We start from the raw sequence: 19,399 nt of genomic DNA, 5'->3' as shown, positions 1-19,399 counted from the left end.
TAAGGCGCGGGACATGATCGCCCCGCCCGAAGTCATCCGCACCGCCCAGTCCCGCGTCGCCTGCGACGGCACCGGCCCCGGCCTGCCGGCCGCGCTCGGCCACCCGCGCGTCTATCTGCAGATCGACGAGCATGGCTATGTCGATTGCGGCTATTGCGACCGCCGCTTCGTGCTGATCGGCGGCCCCGCCGACGGCGCCGACCAAGGCCAGCTGCCCGATCATCCGGCAGGCGCCAGCATCTAAGCGAAAAGCGCAGCCAGATCGGTCCAGTTTCGAGCGCGCCTCGTAGCACCTTCACGCTATGATGCCGCTAGGAAGGAATTAGCGTGATCGGCTGCAGCTTGGTGCTCCTGTCGATTGGGATCGGCCTCACGCTCGCCGGCCTGATAGTGCGCCTGCACGAAAGGACGGATCGGGGCTGATCGTCGCGCGGATGCGTGACTCTTCGATTACGCCTCCTATATCGGTAGGATGAGCATTCCCACCGATCCCCGCGCTTTCCTCTATCGCGACGGGCTCGATCCCGATGCCGCCATTCGCCTGACCGCCGATGCGCTGGGCCAGGCCGAGGATGGCGAGCTCTATCTGCAATATCGCAAGTCCGAGGCATTCGGCTTCGACGACGGCCGGCTGAAGACCGCCGCCTATGACACGCAATCGGGCTTCGGCCTGCGCGCGGTCTCGGGCGAGACGACGGCCTTCGCCCACGCCAACGAGATCAGCGCCGCCGCGATCCGCCGCGCTGCCGAGACGATGGCGCTGATCGATCCCGCCAAGCAGGGCAAGGCGCCCCCCCCCCAGGGCAATAACCGCCACCTCTACACCGATGCCGATCCGCTCGATCTGGTGCCCTTCGCCGACAAGGTGAATCTGTGCCAGACAATCGACGCCGCCGCCCGCGCCCGCGATCCGCGGGTGAAGCAGGTGTCGGTCAGCCTCACCGGCCAGTGGAGCGTCGTGGAAGTGGTGCGCGCCGACGGCTTCGTCGCCACCGATGTGCGGCCGCTGGTGCGGCTCAACGTCTCGGTGGTGGTCGAGCAGAACGGCCGCCGCGAGACGGGCAGCTTCGGCACCGGCGGGCGGGTGGTCTATGATCTCCTCTTCCAGCCCGAGACCTGGAACCGTGCGATCGACGAGGCCCTGGCGCAGGCGGTGGTCAATCTCGATGCGGTTGCGGCCCCGGCGGGCGACATGACCGTGCTGTGCGGCCCCGGCTGGCCGGGCGTGCTGCTGCACGAGGCGGTGGGCCATGGCCTGGAGGGCGACTTCAACCGCAAGGGCACCAGCGCCTTTTCCGGCCGCATCGGCGAACGTGTCGCGGCACCGGGCGTGACCGTGGTCGACGACGGCTCGATCCATGATCGCCGCGGCTCGCTCTCGATCGACGACGAAGGCACGCCGACGCGCGAGACGGTGCTGATCGAGGACGGCATCCTCAAGGGCTATATGCAGGACCGCCTCAACGCCCGGCTGATGGGCGTCGAGCCGACCGGCAACGGCCGCCGCGAAAGCTTCCAGCACGCGCCGATGCCGCGGATGACCAACACCTTCATGAAGGGCGGCAAGGACGATCCCGCCGAGCTGCTCTCGCGCGTCAAGAAGGGCATCTACGCCAAGAGCTTCGGCGGCGGCCAGGTCGACATCGTCTCGGGCAAGTTCGTCTTCTCCTGCACCGAGGCGTACCTCATCGAGAACGGCAAGCTGGGCGCCCCGATCAAGGGCGCGACGCTGATCGGCGACGGGCCGACCGTGCTCCACCGCGTGACCGGCATCGGCAACGACTTCGCGCTCGACGAGGGCGTCGGCATGTGCGGCAAGGGCGGGCAGTCGGTGCCGGCCGGCGTCGGGCAGCCGACGCTGCTGGTGGAAGGCCTGACGGTCGGCGGGACGGCGGCGTGATCAGCCGCTGCCGGTAAGCACGTCGATCGCGCCGAGGATACGGAAACGCTCCTCGGCCAGCGATCCGACCCGCTCGCGGAGTTCCGCAGTGCGGATCGCGGCGGCGAATTCCGTCATCAGGACCCACGTCTCGCCGTTGATGTCGAATTGCGGGTGAAGGCGCGGCGTCGTCGGGGCGCTTTCGCCGGGCTTCGCGAGCGGGATGACGAAGCGCGTACCGATCGTTGCGAGATCATCGGCCTGACAGTCGATCACCAAGCCGCCGGCTGCCAGCCGATGCACGTCGAACTGCGCCATTAGAACAGACGATAGCGCTCGAGCGGCAATCCGTTCTCTTCGACCCAGCGATTATGGGCTTCCGCCCATTCGCGATTTTCCTCCGCCCAACGCCGGTCACGCTCTGCCTTGGCGGCCGCGCGTATAGCGGCTTCGCAGACCTGGGAGAGATTGAGGCCCACTTCACGCCCTGCAGCCACCACGCCCGTATCGAGCGACAGGTTCACCGCCTTGCGCTTGCCGGATGCGATCGGATCGTGCTTCATGCGGATAAGCTATGCGCATGCCCCATGCGCGTCAATCATCGGAGGCCGGCATGGCGCTCGTCGAACTCGGCCGGTTCAACCGGCAGGAAGCCTTCATCGTCCAGGGGCGGCTGGAGGATGAGGACATCCCGAGCTTCGTGTTCGACGCCGGCGCCAGCATCGCCGACGGCAGCTATCTGCTGATCCCGGTGCGGGTGATGGTCGACGACGAGGACCTCGCTGACGCGCGTGCCATCGTCGATGCGGCGGGTGGCCCTACGCCGTAATCCCCTGGAGCAGCTTGGGCACGTCGCCGCTCTCGCCGCGCGCCTCGCCCATGAACCAGGACTTGAGCGGCGGGATCCGATCCACCGCCGACAGGCCGAAGCGCCGCACGGCATTGGGCATCGCGCCGGGGATGCCGAACAGCCGGGTGAGCCCGTCGGTCGCCAGCGCCACCATGAAGGTGTCGAGCCCGCGCCAGCGCTGGTAGCGCGCGAGCAGCTCGGGATCGCCCATATCGAGCCCGAGCCTTTTGCCGTCGACCAGCACCTCGACCAAGGTCGCCACGTCGCGGAAGCCGACATTGACGCCCTGCCCCGCGATCGGATGGATGCCGTGCGCCGCGTCGCCGACCAGCGCCAGCCGCTCGGCGGTGATCCAGGCGGCGTGGTGGAAGCCGAGCGGGTAGGAAGAGCGCGACGACAGCGGCCCCAGCTTGCCGAGGAACCCGCCCATCTTCTTCTCCGCCTCGGCCAGATAGGCGCGATCGGAAATCTTGTGCATTGCCGCCGCGTCGCGGGCGTGCACCGTCCACACCACCGCCGAGCGATGGCCGTTTGCGTCGTCGAGCAGCGGCAGGATCGCGAACGGGCCTTGGGGATAGAAGATCTCGTAGGCGATGTTTTCGTGGCTGCGCTCGTGGCCCAGCGTCGCGATCATCGCGGCGTGGTTGTAGGTCCAGCGCGCGACCTTGAAGCCGGCCGAATCGCGGGTCGGCGAGTTGCGCCCCTCCGCCGCGATCAGCAGCTGCGCGCGCACCGTCGCGCCCGAATCGAGCGTCGCGACCACGCCGTGGGCCCCGCGCTCGACCGAGACCGCGCGGGTCTGCATCCGCACGTCCGCCAACGGCGCGGCCTGCGCCGCCTCGTAGAGCGCGGTGCGCAGCACGCGGTTTTCGAACATATGACCGAGCGCGCCGTCATCGTCCTCCGGCGCGAAATCGAGCTTGCCCGGTGCCAGCCCGTCGGAGACGCGGATGCCTTCGATCGGGCACCCCTTCCCCGCCAGCCGTCCGGCAACGCCGATCGCCTCGAACATCCGCATCGGCGCGCTCGCGATAGCGGAGGCGCGGCCGTCGAAGGTCGCGGCAAGGATGGTTTCCGGGTTTGCCGGATCGATCACGATCGAGCTGATGCCATGCGCATCGAGCGCCGTTGCGAGCGCGCTGCCGACCAGCCCGCCGCCGAGGATGAGAATGTCCGCCTGGTCCATGCGCCTGCCCTAGCAGGTTCGCACGCGCCTGCCAGCCGTCAACAGGTGCAGGGGCGGCAAACCGCTGCACCTGCGCGACCTCAATGCTGGTGCAACCGCTCGATGAAGCCATCCATCCGCTTGGCGAGGAAGCCGGGCGAATAGCTGTCGCGATAGTTGCGCGGATCGGCCTTGGTCGAGGCCATCGGCTCGAACGGCGTGAAGCTGGTGGTTAGCGCGACCGCGCCGCCCATCGTCCCCGCGCCCTGGATCGCCAGCGTCAGCTCGGTGACGTGGAGGATGAAATCGGGCGGGATCGGGCACGGCTCGCCCATCCGCAGCGCGCGCGCGGTCTCGGCGACGCCGAGCATCTTGTCCTGCGCGCCCACCTCGCGGCGCTTGGCGCCGGCGACCAGCTTCTTGAAGAATGAGGTCTTGCCCGCGGCATTGGCGCGCATCGTCGCGAACGACTTCCAATGGCGCACGAAGGGCAGCACCCGTCCGCCCGCCGAACAGCGGCTGGAGCCGCAGGCTGCGCGCTTTGCGGGCGTTGAGGCTGAGCTGCGAGAAGCGCTCGAGGAACACCGGCGACTGGTAATGCCGATAGGTATCGGTGCTCAGCTCGCCCTCGTCGCCGATCACCCGCATGCGGTGGTCTGCCGGCGCCGCGATGCTGCAGGTGACGCGCGCGGTGACGCCGCTGACGAAATCGAGCGTTGCGACCGAGAAATCGGGCGTGTCCGCCGGGTGCATCGGCTGGTCGGTCTTGTGCGGCACCACCACCTTGGAGAAGGCGGTGACGGAGCGCACCGGGCCGAACATCGCCAGCATCCACACCAGGTGATAGCCGACATGCTCGAAGGTGCAGCCCATTTCGTACTCGTGGATGTACGGCCAGGGTGCACCGGTGCGGCTGCGCCAGGTCTCGGGCTTCATCAGGTAGATGGGGTTGTCGTCGAACTCGGCATAGATCAGCAGCGGCTTGCCGATCGCGCCGTCGCGCACGGCCTTCCACATCGTCTGGACGCTGTCGCTGAGGAAGTTGCACGGCGCGCTCGACAGGACGAGTCCGCGCTCCTCGGCGATGCGGAACAGCGTGCGCGCCTCTTCCAGATCGGTGGTGAGCGGCTTTTCCGAATAGACGTGCTTGCCGCCTTCGAGCAGCGCGCGGGTCAGCTCGAAATGGGCCTCGATGCTGGTGAGGTTGAGCACCAGCGTCACCGTGGGATCGTCGAGGATCGCCTGGAGGTCGGGATAGACCGAGAAGCCGTAATAGTCCGAGACCTTGGCCGAGCGGGCTAGATCGATGTCGTACACGCCGCGCACGTCGATCTCCGGGTGCGCCCAGGCGGTGGTCATGTAATGGTCGAACACATAGCCGCAGCCGATGATGGCCACGCCCGTCTTGCCCGTGCTTTCACCCTGCATCTTCATTTGCCCTGTCCCCCGATCCGTTCGCGCACTGTATCCATGGTTTCCATCACCGCGATGCTGTCGTTCAAGGTCATCTCCGGACTCTCCTGGAGCCCCGCGGCGAGGCAGCGGCCGACTTCCTCGACCTGATAGTGATAGCCGTTGCCGGCGAACAGCTGCCGGTCGACCTTGCCGGAGCGCGTCAGCAGGCCGTGCCACTGCGACAGCTTCTGCGGCAGCCCCTGCTCGCGGAGCAACGCCTTGCGGCCGAGCCCGGTGTCGCTCCCCTTTCGCCGCGGTGCCATCCGCTGGAGCCGCACGCCATAGGGGCGGAAGATCGGGCCCTCGAACGCGATGCTGCCATGCGTCCCGCCGATCCGCAGGCCATTGTCGCCGAGCGCGCGCAGGCTGGTGTTGACCGTCGCCACCGCCCCGCCGGCGAAGCGCAGGCTGATCGCCGCGTCTTCCTCGACGCCAGTGTCGCCGATCCGGCCGAACGCCTCCACGCCCTCGGGCGCGCCGAACAGCCAGTGGAGCAGCGAGATCGGATAGACGCCGAGCTGGGCGAGCGCCCCGCCGCCGCGCTGCGGATCGAAGCTGGTATTCGCGGCATCAGGTTCGTTGGTGAAGCAGAATGCGCCATGCGCCTGGCGCACCTCGCCGATCGCGCCGTCGCGGATCAGGTCGCGCAGGCGGCGGGCGGCGGGATTGAAGCGCGTCCACATCGCTTCCATGCAGAACACGCCCTGCGCGCGCGCCGCGTCGGCGATCCGCCGCGCCTCCGCCACCGAGGATGCGAACGGCTTCTCGATCAGCACCGCCTTGCCCGCCTCGATGCAGGCGATCGCGTGCCGCGCATGTTCGGAGGGCGGCGTGGCGATATAGGCCACATCGAAGGGCGACGCCGCGGTAACGCTGTCATAGCCCTCGGCCACCTCGGGAATGCCGAAAGCCTGGGCGAAACGCCGGCCCGATTCCGCGCTGCGCGACACCACCAGCTGCGGCTTGGCGCCCTTGGCATGGCGAAGCCCGGAGACGAACTTCGCCGAAATCCCGCCGGTGCCGAATATCGCCCAACGTGTATCCACCACTGAATCCCCCAAGGTCCTTGCCGCGTCGTGCCGGTAGCCAGGGAATCCCGGCTCCGTTGCTGATAATGCTCGCGGTTTCCACCAAAAGCAGCCACCGCGGATACGTTCCACAGGCGCACCGATTCCGATGCGCGGTTCGTTAACGGCATAGCAGGGATGAACTTGCTGCGCTGCAAAATGTTCGACGAGTCGAGTCCCGGACGCGATGGTACGCGTGCCGTACAGCGCCGCGCCTTGACGCCGGAGTCCGCAGGCGCGATGATTCCGCAACGTTTTTCCTTACAGATCCGGAGGCTGGGCGATGGCGTCCCGCGCAGAGGCGCCGCATTGGCGCGACACGATGAAGGCGGGCGTCCGTCGCGGCGGATTCGTCCTGGCGGGCACGGCGCTGTTCGTGCTGACGGTCGCGCTCGTGCTGGCGCTGCTGAGCTATCACGCCTCCGATCCGGCGCTGAACACCGCCGCCGGCGGCCCAGCACGCAACTGGCTGGGCCCGGTTGGCGCGTGGATCGCAGACATCCTCTACACGCTGGTCGGCCTGCCGGTGCTGCTGCTCGCCCCCGTCGGCCTGCTTGCCGCCCACCGGATGATGATCGACCGCCCGATCGAGCACCCGCGCCGGATGATCGGCAACGCGCTCGCCGCCGCCGCGCTCGCCGCGATCGGGCTGGGGCTGCTCCATTTCGATTGGTCGCTCCCGCTCGACTGGCGCCTGCCCGCCGGCATGGGCGGCATGATCGGGCTGTCGATCGCCGGCGGCATCGACTGGCTGATCGGGCTCGCCGGCGATCCGGCGGTGTCCTTCTGGGTCGGCCGCGGCATCGGCTTGCTGCTGCTGCTCGGCGGGCTGTGGCTGTGGTGGATGCGGCTGGAGTTCGCCTCGCCCCTGCGCCTGTTCCGCCTGCCGCGCTTCACCCGCTCCAGCGGTGAGGAGCGGATCGTCGCGGTCCCGGAGGGCACCGGCTTCCGCGCCCGGCCGCAGACCGCGCTGGTGTTCGACGAAGGTCCGGACGAGGACGACGACCTGCCCTTCGATCGCGACCCGCCCCGCGCCGCCGAACCGCGCCGCGTCGTGGTGCCGGACAATCGCCCCGGCCCGGTGATCGCCGATCGCACCGTCTCCACGGCGCCTGCCCGCGCCAAGCCGCCGGTGCAGGCCGCGCTCGACTTCAAAGACAGCTACCAGCTGCCCCCGCTCGACCTGCTCACCCCGCCGCCGGCCAACCGCACCGCGACGGTCGACAAGGCCGCGCTGGAGCGCAACGCCCGGCTGCTCGAAAGCGTGCTCGAGGACTTCCACGTGAAGGGCGAGATCGTCGAGGTCCGCCCCGGGCCGGTCGTCACCATGTACGAGCTGGAGCCGGCGAGCGGCATCAAGGCCAGCCGGGTCATCCAGCTGGCCGACGATATCGCCCGCAACATGAGCGCGATTTCCGCCCGTGTCGCCACCATCCCCGGCCGCACCGTGATGGGCATCGAGCTGCCCAATGCGACGCGTGAGAGCGTGAGCCTGCACGAGCTGATCGGCAGTCAGCAGTTCGAGGAACAGGGCGCGACCCTGCCGGTGGTGCTCGGCAAGAACATCGCCGGCGAGCCGGTGATCGCCGATCTGGCGCCGATGCCGCATCTGCTCGTTGCCGGTACCACCGGCTCGGGCAAGTCGGTGGGGCTCAACTGCATGATCCTGTCGCTGCTCTATCGGCTCACGCCCGAGCAGTGCCGGCTGATCATGATCGATCCGAAGATGCTGGAACTCAGCATGTACAAGGACATCCCCCACCTCCTCGCCGATGTGGTGACCGATCCGCCCAAGGCGGTGCGCGCGCTCAAATGGGCGGTGGAGCAGATGGAGGATCGCTACCGGATGATGGCCTCGGTCAACGTCCGCAGCCTGGCGAGCTACAACGACAAGGTGCGCACCGCCAAGGCCAAGGGCCAGACGCTCGGCCGCAAGGTGCAGGTCGGCTATGATCCGGAGACCGGCAAGCCGATCTACGAGGAAGAGACGCTCGACCTGCAGGTGCTGCCGCTGATCGTCGTCATCGTCGACGAGCTGGCCGACCTGATGATGACCGCAGGCAAGGAAGTTGAATTCCTGATCCAGCGGCTGGCGCAGAAGGCACGCGCCGCGGGCATCCACCTGATCATGGCGACGCAGCGCCCGTCGGTCGACGTCATCACCGGCGTGATCAAGGCGAACCTGCCGACCCGAATCAGCTTCCACGTCACCTCGAAGATCGATTCGCGTACCATCCTCGGCGAGCAGGGCGCCGAGCAGCTGCTGGGCAAGGGCGACATGCTCTACATGTCCGGCGGCAAGGGCATCACCCGCGTCCACGGGCCCTTCGTCAGCGACGACGAGGTCCAGGCGGTCACCGATTTCTGGCGATCGCAGGGCGCGCCGGATTACATCTCGGCGGTCACCGAGGAGCCCGAGGACGGCGGCTTCACCCTGGAAGGCGCGCCCGACGGCGAGGACAGCCCCGAGGAGCAGACCTATCGCCGCGCGGTGCAGCTGGTGGCGGAAAGCCAGAAGGCTTCGACCTCGTGGCTGCAGCGCCAGCTCCGCGTCGGCTACAACTCGGCGGCACGGCTGATCGAGCGCATGGAGCGCGAGAATTTCGTCTCCAAGCCGGACCATGTCGGCCGCCGCGAGGTGCTGATGGATACCGACGGTCGGCCGCTCTAAGGCAAGCCGTAACGGGATCGAATCGGGGCGGTACCGGGTTCACAGCCCGTTCAAGCCCCGCCCGCTACCCGGGCGACCAGCAATTCGGAGACTATCCCCGTGTTTTCCCGTCCCTTGGCCCTGTCCTTGCTCGCCGCGCCGCTGCTCGTCGCGGCCGCGCCGGCGCCCGAGTTCGCCCAGGTCCAGCAGCATCTCAAGGCGGTCACCAGCATGACCGCGGACTTCACCCAGGAAGACCGCAACGGTCGTGTCGTCGCCGGCACGATGACGCTCAAGCGCCCCGGCAAGATCCGCTTCCAATATGAAAAGGGCATCCCGCAGCTGATCGTCGCGGACGGCAGCAGCCTTTATTTCATCGACTACCAGGTGCGGCAGGTGCAGCGCTGGCCGATCGGCAACTCGCCGCTCCGCGTGCTGCTCGATCCGAATCGCGACATCAGCGGCTATGCGACGGTGAAGCCCACCGCCGATCCGCGCGTCGTCTCGGTCGAGGTGCACGACAACAAGCATCCCGAATATGGCCGGATCACCCTCGTCTTCCAGAAGGATGCGGCAGCGCCCGCGGGTCTCAAGCTCCAGGGCTGGGTCGCGCTCGACGCGCAGAACAACCGCACCACGATCCGGCTGAGCAACCAGCGCTTCAACGTGCCCGTCGCTGATTCGAGCTTCCGCTGGACCGATCCGCGACCGCAGGGCCGCACGCACTAATTTCGTTTTCCGTGCAATCGTTCATCCAAGCGACAGGTTCGCCGGTCTAAGAGCGTAGCGCGGATGGGGTTTTTGCCCGGGATTTTTCCCCCTGTTGCCTGGGCCTGGTACCCCTTCCCGCCTGCGTGACGAACGCTAGGTCGGCCCTCGCTCCATTGCCCCCGGAGCGGGGGCCTTTCCTTTTCCGGCTGGTCTGGCGCTGGCGCGAAGAATCGCTACATCGGCGCGCGTGAAGATCGCCTCCTGGAACATCAACTCCGTCCGCTTCCGCATCGCCATCGTCGAGCAGTTTCTGCGCGAGGAAGCCCCCGACATATTGTGTCTCCAGGAGACCAAGGTGATCGACGGCGATTTTCCCGAGGCGCCGTTCCATGCGCTCGGCTATGGCCACGTCATCAAGCACGGCCAGCGGATGCACCACGGCGTCGCGATCGTCTCCCGCGTGCCGCTGGTCGAGGACGACCGGCTCGACTGGCAGGCCAACCAGGAAGCGCGGCACGTCGGCGTGCGGCTGCCCAATGGCGTGCGACTCGAGAATGTCTATGTCCCCGCCGGCGGCGACGTGCCCGATCGGGCAGTGAACCCCAAATTCGGCCAGAAGCTCGATTTCGTCCAGCGGATGACCGAATGGTCCGAGGCGCTGTCGGTGCCGACGATCCTCACCGGCGACTTCAACATCGCCCCGCTCGAATCGGACGTGTGGAGCCACAAGCAGCTGCTCGACGTGGTCAGCCATACGCCGATCGAGGTCGAAGCGCTGGGCCGGCTGCAGGCGGCGCATGGCTGGGTCGACCTCGGCCGCAAGTTCATCCCGGCGCCGGCGCGCTATTACAGCTGGTGGAGCTACCGGGCGAAGGACTGGGCCGCCTCCGATCGCGGGCGCCGACTCGACCATATGTGGGCCAGCCCCGAGGTTGCGGAGAAGGCCGTCGCACACAAGGTATGCGAGCCGTGCCGCTCGTGGCTCAAGCCCTCGGACCATGTGCCGATCGTGACGGAGTTCGACTTTTGAACAACGCCCGCGCCGCCGCCGAAGCCGTGGACGCGCTGCGTCGCGGCTGGCCGATCGCCATCCGGGGGACGGAAGGCACGCTAAGGCTGCTGGCGATCGAGACCGGCGATGGCACGCGGCTGGCGTCGTTCGATCCCGCCGGCACCGCGCCGGTGCTGCTCTCGGCAGGCCGCGCGGCGACGCTCAAGCTCGCCAACCAGCGCGATGCGGCGACACCCGATGCGCCGGTGCTGGTCGAGCGCGTGGCGTGGCTCGACTTCGACGCGGCGACGGCGCTCGCCGATCCGCAATTCGACCTCGCGACGCCGCTCAAGGGCCCGTTCCGCGCGATTCCGGTGGTGCAGACCGATGCCGCGACGGCAGCGCTGCGGCTGGCCCGAATCGCGGGGCTGCTGCCGGCCTTCTTCGTGCTCGAAGGCGATGCCGAGCACGCCATCACCCTTGCCGATATCGACGCGCATGAGGATGCCGATCGCCTGCGCATCGTCGGCCGCGCGCGGCTGCCGGTGGAGGCGGCCGAAGACGCCGAGATCGTCGCCTTCCGCACCGACGAGATGCCGGGCGAGCATATCGCGCTGCTGATCGGCCAGCCGAACGGCGAGGCGCCCTTGGTGCGGCTCCACAGCGAATGCCTGACCGGCGACATGCTCGGCAGCCTCAAATGCGATTGCGGCCCGCAGCTCAAGGCAGCGATCGCCGAGATTGCCAAGAGCGGCTGGGGCATCCTGCTCTATCTGCGCCAGGAAGGCCGCGGCATCGGCCTGATCAACAAGCTGCGCGCCTATGCGCTGCAGGACCAAGGGTTCGACACGGTCGACGCCAACACCCGGCTCGGCTTTGCGATCGACGCGCGCAACTTCCGGGTGGCGGCGCGGATGCTGAGCCTGCTCGGCCAGCCGCGCATCCGGCTGCTCACCAACAATCCCCAGAAGGTGGAGACGCTGCGCGCCGCAGGTGTCGATGTGCTGGAGCGGGTGCCGCACGTGCTACCGGCAAACCCGCACAATGCGCGTTATCTCGCGACCAAGCGCGACCGGACCGGGCACGAGTTCTGAGCCTCCCGTGCTCCTGCGAAAGCAGGAGCTCGGCGACATCGTCAGGCTATCAGCCGCGCGACCTCGTCGAAATCGTGCGCGATATGGTGCACGCCCAGCGCCTTGAGCCGCGCGCCATGGTCCGCGGCGCAGTGCGAACCCGCGCACAGCCCGATCACCGTCGCGCCCGAGGCGACCGCCCCCTTCACGCCTACCGGCGAATCCTCCAGGATCACGCACTCCGCGATCGGCACGCCCAGCGCGGCGGCCGCGTGAAGGTAGAGGTCCGGGGCGGGCTTGCCGTTGGCGACATGCTCGCGGCCGCTGAACAGCTTGTCGCCGAACAGGTCGCGCACCCCCAGATGGCGAAGATGCGTGTCGAGCCAATGGGTCGGGCTAGACGACGCAATTGCCTTGGGCAGATCGGTGGGCAGGCTCTCCAGGAAGCGCAGCGCACCGGCCACCGCCGGCAACCCCTCCGCCAAGGCGCGGGCATCTTCCTCCGCACGGGCTTCATGGAAGCCTTCGGGAATCGCGCGGCCGATCCAGTGCTCGATCGCGGCAAGGAAATCATCCCCCGCCAGCCCCATGAAGTTCGCCATCGAGTGTTCGGGCGTGGTCGGGTGGCCGATGCTGGTCAGATACTCGGCGATCTGCTTGTTGCCGGCATATTCGCTCTCCAGCAGCACGCCGTCGAAGTCGAAGAGAATACCGGCGAAGCGCACCGGAATCATGCTGGGCAGGCGGCGCATCTCATTCATGCGCGGTCTCCGAACAGCGCCGTGCCGACGCGGATATGGGTGGCGCCGAGCGTCACCGCGGTCTCGTAGTCGCTCGACATGCCCATGCTGAGCCCGCCAAGCCCATGGTCGCGCGCCAGCTTGGCGAGCAGCGCGAAATAGGGTGCGGCTTCCAGACCCGCGGGCGGCACGCACATCAGCCCGACGACCGGCAGGCTGGCCGCCTGTGCCTCGGCGAGCAGCGCCGGCAGCTCGGCCACCGGGCAGCCGCCCTTTTGCGGCTCGTCGCCGATATTGACCTGGAGGAAGCAGGCCGGGCGGCGATCGGCCTTGTCCATCGCCTTGGCGAGCGCCGTGACCAACGACGGCCGGTCGACGCCGTGGATCGCATCGAACAGCGCGACGGCTTCGTCGGCCTTGTTCGACTGGAGCTGGCCGACGAGGTGGAGTTCGATGCCCGGCGTCGCCGCGCGCAGCTGCGGCCATTTGCCCTGCGCTTCCTGGACGCGGTTCTCGCCGAACACGCGCTGGCCGGCGGTGATCAGCGGCTGGATCGTCGCGGCGTCGTGGGTCTTGGAAACCGCGATCAGGGTGATGTCGGCGGGCTTGCGGCCGGCGATCTTGGCGGCGCGGGCGATCGCGGTCTGCACCGCGGCGAGCCGCTGGCTGGCATCGTCTTGAAGCATGGGGCGGGCTATAGGCACCCGAATGCCGACCCGCCACCCCCCAATCCCGCGCCTGTGGCTGATGACCGACCCGCGGCTCGGCGACGGGCTGTGGGGCGCACTGGCGCGGTTGCCGCGCGGCAGCGGCGTGATCTTCCGGCATTATCAACTGCCGCCCGCCGAGCGGCGCGCGCTGTTCGCGCGCATCGCTAAGGTCGCCCGGCGGCGGGGGCTCGTACTGCTCCGTGCGGGGGCGGAACCGATGCGCGGCGAGAGGGGCACCCATGGGCGGCACGGGCGCGGACTTACCACCTGGCCGGTGCATTCGCGCCGCGAGGCCATCGCGGCGATGCGCGCGGGCGCCGATGCGCTGCTGGTCTCGCCCGTCTTCCCTACCCGCTCGCACCCTGGCGCGCCGTTACTAGGCCCCGTACGATTCGGCTTGCTGGTCCGCGGCCTCAGCGTACCCGTCATCGCCCTCGGCGGCATGGACACGCACAAGGCCAGGCGACTCAAGCCGCTGGGCATCCATGGCTGGGCGGCGATCGATGGCTGGACCCGCTAGCCGGGCCCGAAGGATCAGAAGTGGAAGGCGGTGCCGATATAGATCGACTGGCTGTCGCGACGCGTATCTTCGTTGAACTGCGTCAGGCGATCGCGCTCGCTCTTGTAGCGCACGCCCGCGGTCACATCGAGGCGACGCGACACCGCATAGGAACCGCCCAGATCGAACGAATAGCTGGGCTTGTCGCCGATCAGCACCGGCGTGCCCGCCAACGGGCGATCCTCGCTCGCGGCGATCCGGCCGCTCAGGCGCTTGCCGGCATAGCTGAGCGCCACTTCGGAACGATCGCGGCTGCCCGGCTGGGTGTTCGCCATGTCGATATGGGTCACGTCGCCCGAAACGGCGAAGCGACGCCAGCCCACCGCGACGCCCAGATTATAGGCGATCGGCGCAAGGCTGACCGAGGCGGGCTTTGCGGTCGCGGAACGGCTCGCAAACTCCACCGCACGATTCGTGCTGGCGCGAACCGCGACATCGACGCCGCGCGCCGAAGCGGTGCGCGACTCGGCCGGGGTGAAGCGGAAGCCCGCGCCGTTCATCCCGCTGCGCGCCAACACGGCGGCGAGCTTGGGATCCGCGGATGCGGGGGTGAACCCGCCAGCGCCCTGCAGCGCCAGGGGTGCGGGGCGAACGGCCGCCTTCAATGCGCGGTCTCGTTCCTGTGCCTGGAGCGTGGGCGCGACGAGGAGCCCGGCGGCGCAGAGCGCCCCCAGCCCAAGTCCCGACATCCAACGTACCAAGCGCATTTGCATACCTCTCTAATGGTTGCCCCTACCATGGAATCAAAGCGACGTTCCACCGGTGGCAGCAATTTTCCCGGAGTGTTGCACGCAACCCACAGAATCGTACCATCTGCGACCAATCGGATACCAGCGCGTCGGCCTTGCTCCCGCCACATCCCGCCCTATAGATGCGGGCACTCATTCCCTTGCCCGGTAGGAAGTACGACGTCCATGAACCGCCTGTTGCGCTTTGCGATCCTGGGGTCGCTCGCTGTTTCCGCCGCCGCCTGCAGCCACAAGTCGCGCCCCAATGCCGACCTCGCAGCGTCGAAGGTGACGACGATCGGCGTCAACGCCTATCTGTGGCGCGCCACGCTGGACACGCTGAGCTTCATGCCGCTGCTCCAGACCGATTCGAACGGCGGCGTAATCGTCACCGACTGGTATGTGAATCCCAACGTCCCGACCGAGCGGATGAAGGTGACGGTGACCGTGCTCGACCAGGATCTGCGCGCCGATGCGCTGCGGGTCGCGGCGCTGCGCGAAGTCAACCGCAACGGCGCCTGGGTCTCGGCCCCCGTGCAGGCCGCCACCGTCCAGAAGCTCGAGGACATCATCCTGACCCGTGCACGCGACCTGCGCCGCGCGGCCGTCGCCAACTAACCGGAAGTTCATAATGGCGTCACGCTTCAATCCCTTGAAGGCGGACGCGACGTGGCAGAAGGCGTGGGAGGAAAACCGCACCTTCGCCGCCCGCGACGATTCGCCCAAGCCGAAGTCCTACGTGCTCGAGATGTTCCCCTATCCTTCGGGGCGCATCCATATGGGCCATGTGCGCAACTACACGATGGGCGACGTGCTGGCGCGCTTCCGCCGGATGAAGGGCATGGAAGTGCTCCATCCGATGGGCTGGGACGCCTTCGGCATGCCGGCCGAAAATGCCGCGATGGAAAAGAAGGTCCATCCCGGCGCCTGGACCCGCCAGAACATCGCGACGATGAAGGCGCAGCTCAAGCGCCTCGGCTTCGCGCTCGACTGGACGCGCGAGATCGCCACCTGCGAGCCCGACTATTACGGCCAGGAACAGGCGCTGTTCCTCGACCTGTACGAGGCGGGCCTGGTCTATCGCAAGGAAAGCGCGGTCAACTGGGATCCGGTCGACATGACCGTGCTCGCCAACGAGCAGGTGATCGACGGGCGCGGCTGGCGCTCGGGCGCGCTGGTCGAGCGGCGCAAGCTCAACCAGTGGTTCCTCAAGATCACCGATTTCGCCGACGACCTGCTCGAAGGGCTGAAGGGCCTCGAGCATTGGCCGGACAAGGTGAAGCTGATGCAGGAAAACTGGATCGGCAAGTCGGAAGGCCTGCAGTTCACGTGGGAGTTGTCCAACGGCGAAGGGCTGACCGTCTACACCACGCGGCCGGACACGATCTTCGGCGCGAGCTTCGTCGCGATCGCGGCGGACCATCCGATCGCGCAGCAGCTCGCGGCCGGCAACCCCGAGGTGCAGGCGTTCATCGAGCGCTGCAAGCAGGGCGGCACCACTGCCGCCGAGCTGGAGACGCAGGAAAAGCTCGGCTGGAACACCGGGCTCACCGCACAGCATCCGTTCGACGCCAGCTGGCAGGTGCCGGTCTATATCGCGAACTTCGTGCTGATGGACTATGGCACCGGCGCCGTGTTCGGCGTGCCGGCGCATGACCAGCGCGACTTCGAATTCGCGACCAAGTACGACCTGCCGATCCGCCGCGTCGTCTCCGAAGGCGACAAGACCGATCCCAGGTTCGACGGCACCGAGGCCTATACCGGCCCCGGCACGCTGGTGAACTCGCACTTCCTCGACGGCCTCGACGTGGTCGACGCCAAGCGCGAGGTGATCCGCCGCGCCGAGGAAGGCAATTGGGGCACCGGCAGCACCGTGTGGCGCCTGCGCGACTGGGGCGTCAGCCGCCAGCGTTACTGGGGCACCCCGATCCCGATCATCCATTGCGAGGATTGCGGCCCCGTCGGCGTGCCCAAGGACCAGCTGCCGGTCTCGCTCCCCGAGGACGTGTCGTTCGACGTGCCCGGCAACCCGCTGGATCGGCACCCGACCTGGAAGCATGTCGATTGCCCCAAGTGCGGCAAGCCCGCGCGGCGCGAGACCGACACGCTCGATACCTTCGTCGATTCGAGCTGGTATTTCCTGCGCTTCGCCAGCCAGCCTGCGGACAAGCCGTTCGACAAGGCGGTGGCCGAGCAGTGGCTGCCGGTCGGCCAGTATATCGGCGGCGTCGAGCATGCGATCCTGCACCTGCTCTATGCGCGCTTCTTCACCCGCGCGCTGCGCCATATCGGCCGCATCGACGTGGCCGAGCCGTTCGCGGGGCTGTTCACCCAGGGCATGGTCACCCACGCCAGCTACTATCAGCTCGAAGAGCATGAGGGGCTGGAGCGGAAGGTGTATTTCGAGCCGACCCAGGTCTCGTTCCGCGCCGATGGCTCCGCCTATCTGACCGACACCGGCGCCGAGGTTACCGTCGGCCGCGTCGAGAAGATGTCGAAGTCGAAGAAGAACACCGTCGATCCGACCGAGATCGTCGACCAGTATGGCGCGGACGCGACCCGCTGGTTCGTGCTCTCCGACAGCCCGCCCGAGCGCGACCTCGAATGGAGCGAGAGCGGCATCGAGGGCGCCTGGCGCTTCGTCAACCGGCTGTGGCGCCTGTTCGATGGCCTGGAAGCAGCCGAGGGCGAGGACAAGGATCTCGACCGTAAGCTCCACCGCACCATCGCGGGCGTCGCCGAGGACATCGAGGCGCTGACCTTCAACAAGGCCGTCGCCAAGCTCTACGAGCTGACCGCGGCGATCGAGAAGGCCAAGCCCTCGGCCTCGCGCACCGCCGCGATCCGCGCGCTGGTCCGCGTCGTGGCGCCGATGGTGCCGCACATCGCCGAAGAGGCCTGGGCCGCGATGGGCGAGACCGGCATGATCGCCGATGCCGCATGGCCGGCGGTCGATCCGGCGCTGCTGGTCGACGACGAAGTGACGATCGCGGTGCAGGTCAACGGCAAGCTGCGCGATACGCTGGTGATGCCGAAGGGCGCGGCGAAGGACGTCGTCGAGGCCGCGGCACTTGCGTCGGACAAGATCGTTCGGCTGCTCGAAGGCAACGCACCGCGCAAGATCATCGTGGTGCCCGATCGATTGGTGAACATCGTCGCATGAACAAGACCGTCGCCCTGCTCGCCCCCTTCGCCTTCGCGCTCTCCGGGTGCGGGCTGCATCCGATGTACCAGGGGGGCAGCGGCGGCGCGGTCGCGACGACGCTGTCGGCGATCGAGGTCGCGCCGATCCAGGGCCAGTCGGGCTGGCTGGTGTCCAACGCGCTCAAGGACCGGCTGGCGAACAACGGCGGTGCGGCGGCGTACCGTCTCGAAGTGAAGCTCGACGACCAGATCATCGGCCTGGGCGTGCGACGCGACGACTCGGTCTCGCGCGAGCGGCGAACGCTGCGCGCGCGCTACCAGCTGATCGACCTCCGCAATGGCCAGGTGGTGCTCGATGCCACCGCCGGGTCGGACGCGGGCATCGACGTGGTCGGCTCCGAATATGCGACGATCGCCGCCGAGAAGTCGGCGCTGGAGCGGCTCTCGGGCATCGTCGCCGACCAGATCGTCGCGCGACTGGCGCGGACGGTGCGCGAAGGCGGCGCGCGGCCCAAGTGAAGGCCAATGCGGGCCAGATCCGCGCGGCGGTAGAAGCGCCCAGGCCCGACACCCGCCTCTATCTGCTCCACGGCCCCGACGAAGCGGGTGCCGCCGATCTCGCGCAGCGGCTCGGCAAGGCGCTGGGGCCGGACGTCGAGCGCATCGACATCGACATGAAGATGCTGCGCGATCAGCCCGGGCTGCTGGCGGACGAGGCAGCGTCGCTCTCGCTGTTCGGGGGGCCACGCTACATCCGGGTTTCCAATATCGAGGAAGGCGCGGCCGAGGCGATCGCGCTGCTGCTCGGCGCCGAGCGCGCGGGGAATCCGGTGGTCGCGATCGGGCCGAACCTCAAGACCAGCGGCAAGCTGGTCAAGGCGGCGATCGCCGCGCCGACCGCCATGGCGTTCGCCTGCTACGTGCCCGAAGGCGCGGGCGCGGCCCAGCTGGCGGGCACGATCGCGCGCGAGCACGGCCTGCGCCTCACCGGCGACGTGCCGCACCGGCTGGCGCTGGCCTCGGCCGGCGACCGCGCGGTGCTGACTCGCGAGATCGAGAAGCTGGCGCTGTTCCTCGATGCCGATCCCGAACATCCCCGCGATGCCAATGGCGCGGCGCTGGATGCGATCGGCGCGGACCTCGGCGAAGGCGAGCTGTTCGGCGCGATCGAGGCGGTGCTCGACGGGCGCGTGGCCGAAGTCGGCGAGGAGCTGGCCAAGCTGGGCGAAGGCGGCGGCTCGGCGATTCCGCTGCTGCGCCAGCTGGTCCGCCGGCTGATGACGCTGGCCGAACTGCGCGCCGAGATGGACCAGGGCGCCAGCGTCGACGACGCGATGGAACGCCACCGCGTCTTCTTCAAGGAACGCCCCGCCACCGGTCGCGCACTCCGCCGCTGGTCCGCGCCGCAGATCGCGCGGGCGATCGAGCGGGTGCGGACGGCCGAGCGGGCGATGATGAGTTCGGGCAGCGCGGGGGAGTTGCTGGCGGAAGTGGAGTGCGTCGCGATCGCGCGAGCTGCGGCACGGGCGAAGGGCTGACTCGATCCTCCCCGGCGCGGGGAGGGGGACCGCCGCCGAAGGCGGTGGTGGAGGGGCCGCCGCGGCACGCGGCGGTATCCCCACGCTTCAGCCCACCCGCGCCTAACGGCGCGGCCCCTCCACCAAGCCGCTGCGCGCC

At 68.4% G+C, this 19,399-nt stretch carries 20 protein-coding genes; 12 read left to right on the top strand and 8 right to left on the bottom strand.

Annotated elements, in window-relative coordinates; genetic code table 11:
- Positions 1-13: 13 nt before the first annotated feature.
- Both CA234_RS02290 and tldD read left to right on the top strand, forming a co-directional pair.
- Positions 14-244: a zinc-finger domain-containing protein gene (locus CA234_RS02290; protein WP_126000763.1), complete on the top strand. Its 231-nt coding sequence runs from the start codon at positions 14-16 to the stop codon at positions 242-244.
- A 228-nt stretch (positions 245-472) separates the two neighbouring features.
- Complete coding sequence (gene tldD / locus CA234_RS02285; protein ID WP_126000762.1) at positions 473-1,900, top strand: metalloprotease TldD; 1,428 nt, start codon at positions 473-475, stop codon at positions 1,898-1,900.
- On the opposite strand, the gene CA234_RS02280 is transcribed toward tldD, so the two are convergent.
- The gene (locus tag CA234_RS02280) at positions 1,901-2,197 is read right to left on the bottom strand and encodes a CcdB family protein (RefSeq protein WP_125973195.1); all 297 of its coding nucleotides are present in this window, start codon (positions 2,195-2,197) and stop codon (positions 1,901-1,903) included. It abuts the gene before it with no gap.
- The gene (locus CA234_RS02275) at positions 2,197-2,442 is read right to left on the bottom strand and encodes a type II toxin-antitoxin system CcdA family antitoxin (RefSeq protein WP_125973193.1); all 246 of its coding nucleotides are present in this window, start codon (positions 2,440-2,442) and stop codon (positions 2,197-2,199) included. The genes CA234_RS02280 and CA234_RS02275 overlap by 1 nt, the downstream gene beginning before the upstream one ends.
- Before the next feature lie 50 nt (positions 2,443-2,492).
- Here CA234_RS02275 and CA234_RS02270 point away from each other — a divergent pair, with 50 nt between their 5' ends.
- Positions 2,493-2,708 (top strand): DUF2007 domain-containing protein, encoded by a 216-nt coding sequence (locus CA234_RS02270; protein ID WP_126000761.1) that lies wholly within the window; start codon positions 2,493-2,495, stop codon positions 2,706-2,708.
- Here the strand turns inward: CA234_RS02270 and CA234_RS02265 are convergent.
- The 3 genes from CA234_RS02265 to CA234_RS02255 are packed head-to-tail and all read right to left on the bottom strand — an operon-like array spanning position 2,698 to position 6,395.
- Positions 2,698-3,915 carry a UbiH/UbiF/VisC/COQ6 family ubiquinone biosynthesis hydroxylase gene (locus CA234_RS02265; protein WP_125973191.1) on the bottom strand — a complete coding sequence of 406 codons (1,218 nt, stop codon included), beginning with the start codon at positions 3,913-3,915 and terminating at the stop codon, positions 2,698-2,700. The genes CA234_RS02270 and CA234_RS02265 overlap by 11 nt on opposite strands.
- 9 nt (positions 3,916-3,924) lie before the next feature.
- Entirely contained in the window at positions 3,925-5,328 is a 1,404-nt protein-coding gene (locus tag CA234_RS02260; protein ID WP_126000760.1) for a Gfo/Idh/MocA family oxidoreductase, read from the bottom strand.
- Positions 5,325-6,395 carry a Gfo/Idh/MocA family oxidoreductase gene (locus tag CA234_RS02255; protein WP_164521677.1) on the bottom strand — a complete coding sequence of 357 codons (1,071 nt, stop codon included), beginning with the start codon at positions 6,393-6,395 and terminating at the stop codon, positions 5,325-5,327. The genes CA234_RS02260 and CA234_RS02255 overlap by 4 nt, the downstream gene beginning before the upstream one ends.
- Before the next feature lie 304 nt (positions 6,396-6,699).
- Between CA234_RS02255 and CA234_RS02250 the strand changes: the two genes are divergently transcribed.
- The 4 genes from CA234_RS02250 to ribA all read left to right on the top strand — a co-directional run bounded on the left by CA234_RS02250 (position 6,700) and on the right by ribA (position 11,862).
- Positions 6,700-9,087: a DNA translocase FtsK gene (locus CA234_RS02250; protein WP_126000758.1), complete on the top strand. Its 2,388-nt coding sequence runs from the start codon at positions 6,700-6,702 to the stop codon at positions 9,085-9,087.
- Positions 9,088-9,186: 99 nt separating this feature from the next.
- Positions 9,187-9,795, top strand: coding sequence for an outer membrane lipoprotein carrier protein LolA (locus CA234_RS02245; RefSeq protein WP_206431072.1), 609 nt, complete (start codon positions 9,187-9,189; stop codon positions 9,793-9,795).
- 229 nt (positions 9,796-10,024) lie between these two features.
- Entirely contained in the window at positions 10,025-10,807 is a 783-nt protein-coding gene (locus CA234_RS02240) for an exodeoxyribonuclease III (RefSeq protein ID WP_125973182.1), read from the top strand.
- Entirely contained in the window at positions 10,804-11,862 is a 1,059-nt protein-coding gene (gene ribA, locus CA234_RS02235) for a GTP cyclohydrolase II (protein WP_125973180.1), read from the top strand. The genes CA234_RS02240 and ribA overlap by 4 nt, the downstream gene beginning before the upstream one ends.
- A gap of 41 nt (positions 11,863-11,903) precedes the next feature.
- Here ribA and CA234_RS02230 read toward each other — a convergent pair whose 3' ends face one another.
- Together CA234_RS02230 and CA234_RS02225 are read right to left on the bottom strand one after the other, a co-directional pair.
- Complete coding sequence (locus CA234_RS02230; RefSeq protein WP_126000757.1) at positions 11,904-12,602, bottom strand: HAD family phosphatase; 699 nt, start codon at positions 12,600-12,602, stop codon at positions 11,904-11,906.
- Complete coding sequence (locus tag CA234_RS02225) at positions 12,599-13,267, bottom strand: YggS family pyridoxal phosphate-dependent enzyme (RefSeq protein ID WP_125973176.1); 669 nt, start codon at positions 13,265-13,267, stop codon at positions 12,599-12,601. The genes CA234_RS02230 and CA234_RS02225 overlap by 4 nt, the downstream gene beginning before the upstream one ends.
- Positions 13,268-13,328: 61 nt before the next feature.
- Here CA234_RS02225 and CA234_RS02220 point away from each other — a divergent pair, with 61 nt between their 5' ends.
- Positions 13,329-13,811 (top strand): thiamine phosphate synthase, encoded by a 483-nt coding sequence (locus CA234_RS02220; RefSeq protein WP_241213172.1) that lies wholly within the window; start codon positions 13,329-13,331, stop codon positions 13,809-13,811.
- A 14-nt stretch (positions 13,812-13,825) separates the two neighbouring features.
- Here CA234_RS02220 and CA234_RS02215 read toward each other — a convergent pair whose 3' ends face one another.
- Positions 13,826-14,557, bottom strand: a complete 732-nt coding sequence (locus CA234_RS02215) for a hypothetical protein (protein WP_241213170.1) — start codon at positions 14,555-14,557, stop codon at positions 13,826-13,828.
- Positions 14,558-14,764: 207 nt separating this feature from the next.
- Here CA234_RS02215 and CA234_RS02210 point away from each other — a divergent pair, with 207 nt between their 5' ends.
- From CA234_RS02210 to holA, 4 genes are read left to right on the top strand one after another with little or no spacing between them, the layout of a single operon-like run.
- Positions 14,765-15,196 carry a DUF3576 domain-containing protein gene (locus tag CA234_RS02210; protein WP_125973172.1) on the top strand — a complete coding sequence of 144 codons (432 nt, stop codon included), beginning with the start codon at positions 14,765-14,767 and terminating at the stop codon, positions 15,194-15,196.
- 13 nt (positions 15,197-15,209) lie between these two features.
- On the top strand, positions 15,210-17,741 hold the full coding sequence (gene leuS, locus CA234_RS02205; protein ID WP_126000756.1) for a leucine--tRNA ligase: 2,532 nt from the start codon (positions 15,210-15,212) through the stop codon (positions 17,739-17,741).
- Positions 17,738-18,241, top strand: coding sequence for an LPS assembly lipoprotein LptE (gene lptE / locus CA234_RS02200; RefSeq protein WP_125973168.1), 504 nt, complete (start codon positions 17,738-17,740; stop codon positions 18,239-18,241). The genes leuS and lptE overlap by 4 nt, the downstream gene beginning before the upstream one ends.
- The gene (gene holA / locus CA234_RS02195; protein ID WP_126000755.1) at positions 18,238-19,260 is read left to right on the top strand and encodes a DNA polymerase III subunit delta; all 1,023 of its coding nucleotides are present in this window, start codon (positions 18,238-18,240) and stop codon (positions 19,258-19,260) included. The genes lptE and holA overlap by 4 nt, the downstream gene beginning before the upstream one ends.
- The last annotated feature ends 139 nt before the right edge of the window (positions 19,261-19,399 follow it).

This window comes from Sphingomonas sp. ABOLE (assembly GCF_003950455.1).
Lineage (GTDB): Bacteria > Pseudomonadota > Alphaproteobacteria > Sphingomonadales > Sphingomonadaceae > Sphingomonas > Sphingomonas trueperi.
The sequence above is the reverse complement of the archived record's forward strand: the minus strand, read 5'-3'. Positions and strand labels throughout refer to the sequence as shown.

Bases quoted from the DNA above. Each gene is read 5' to 3' on its own strand.
- CA234_RS02250 (WP_126000758.1), top strand. From the start codon at position 6,700: ATGGCGTCCCGCGCAGAGGCGCCGCATTGGCGCGACACGATGAAGGCG.
- CA234_RS02220 (WP_241213172.1), top strand. From the start codon at position 13,329: ATGACCGACCCGCGGCTCGGCGACGGGCTGTGGGGCGCACTGGCGCGG.
- CA234_RS02230 (WP_126000757.1), bottom strand. From the start codon at position 12,602: ATGAATGAGATGCGCCGCCTGCCCAGCATGATTCCGGTGCGCTTCGCC.
- CA234_RS02275 (WP_125973193.1), bottom strand. From the start codon at position 2,442: ATGAAGCACGATCCGATCGCATCCGGCAAGCGCAAGGCGGTGAACCTG.
- CA234_RS02210 (WP_125973172.1), top strand. From the start codon at position 14,765: ATGAACCGCCTGTTGCGCTTTGCGATCCTGGGGTCGCTCGCTGTTTCC.
- leuS (WP_126000756.1), top strand. From the start codon at position 15,210: ATGGCGTCACGCTTCAATCCCTTGAAGGCGGACGCGACGTGGCAGAAG.
- CA234_RS02265 (WP_125973191.1), bottom strand. From the start codon at position 3,915: ATGGACCAGGCGGACATTCTCATCCTCGGCGGCGGGCTGGTCGGCAGC.
- tldD (WP_126000762.1), top strand. From the start codon at position 473: ATGAGCATTCCCACCGATCCCCGCGCTTTCCTCTATCGCGACGGGCTC.
- CA234_RS02270 (WP_126000761.1), top strand. From the start codon at position 2,493: ATGGCGCTCGTCGAACTCGGCCGGTTCAACCGGCAGGAAGCCTTCATC.
- CA234_RS02225 (WP_125973176.1), bottom strand. From the start codon at position 13,267: ATGCTTCAAGACGATGCCAGCCAGCGGCTCGCCGCGGTGCAGACCGCG.
- lptE (WP_125973168.1), top strand. From the start codon at position 17,738: ATGAACAAGACCGTCGCCCTGCTCGCCCCCTTCGCCTTCGCGCTCTCC.
- CA234_RS02280 (WP_125973195.1), bottom strand. From the start codon at position 2,197: ATGGCGCAGTTCGACGTGCATCGGCTGGCAGCCGGCGGCTTGGTGATC.
- CA234_RS02260 (WP_126000760.1), bottom strand. From the start codon at position 5,328: ATGAAGATGCAGGGTGAAAGCACGGGCAAGACGGGCGTGGCCATCATC.
- CA234_RS02290 (WP_126000763.1), top strand. From the start codon at position 14: ATGATCGCCCCGCCCGAAGTCATCCGCACCGCCCAGTCCCGCGTCGCC.
- CA234_RS02215 (WP_241213170.1), bottom strand. From the start codon at position 14,557: ATGCGCTTGGTACGTTGGATGTCGGGACTTGGGCTGGGGGCGCTCTGC.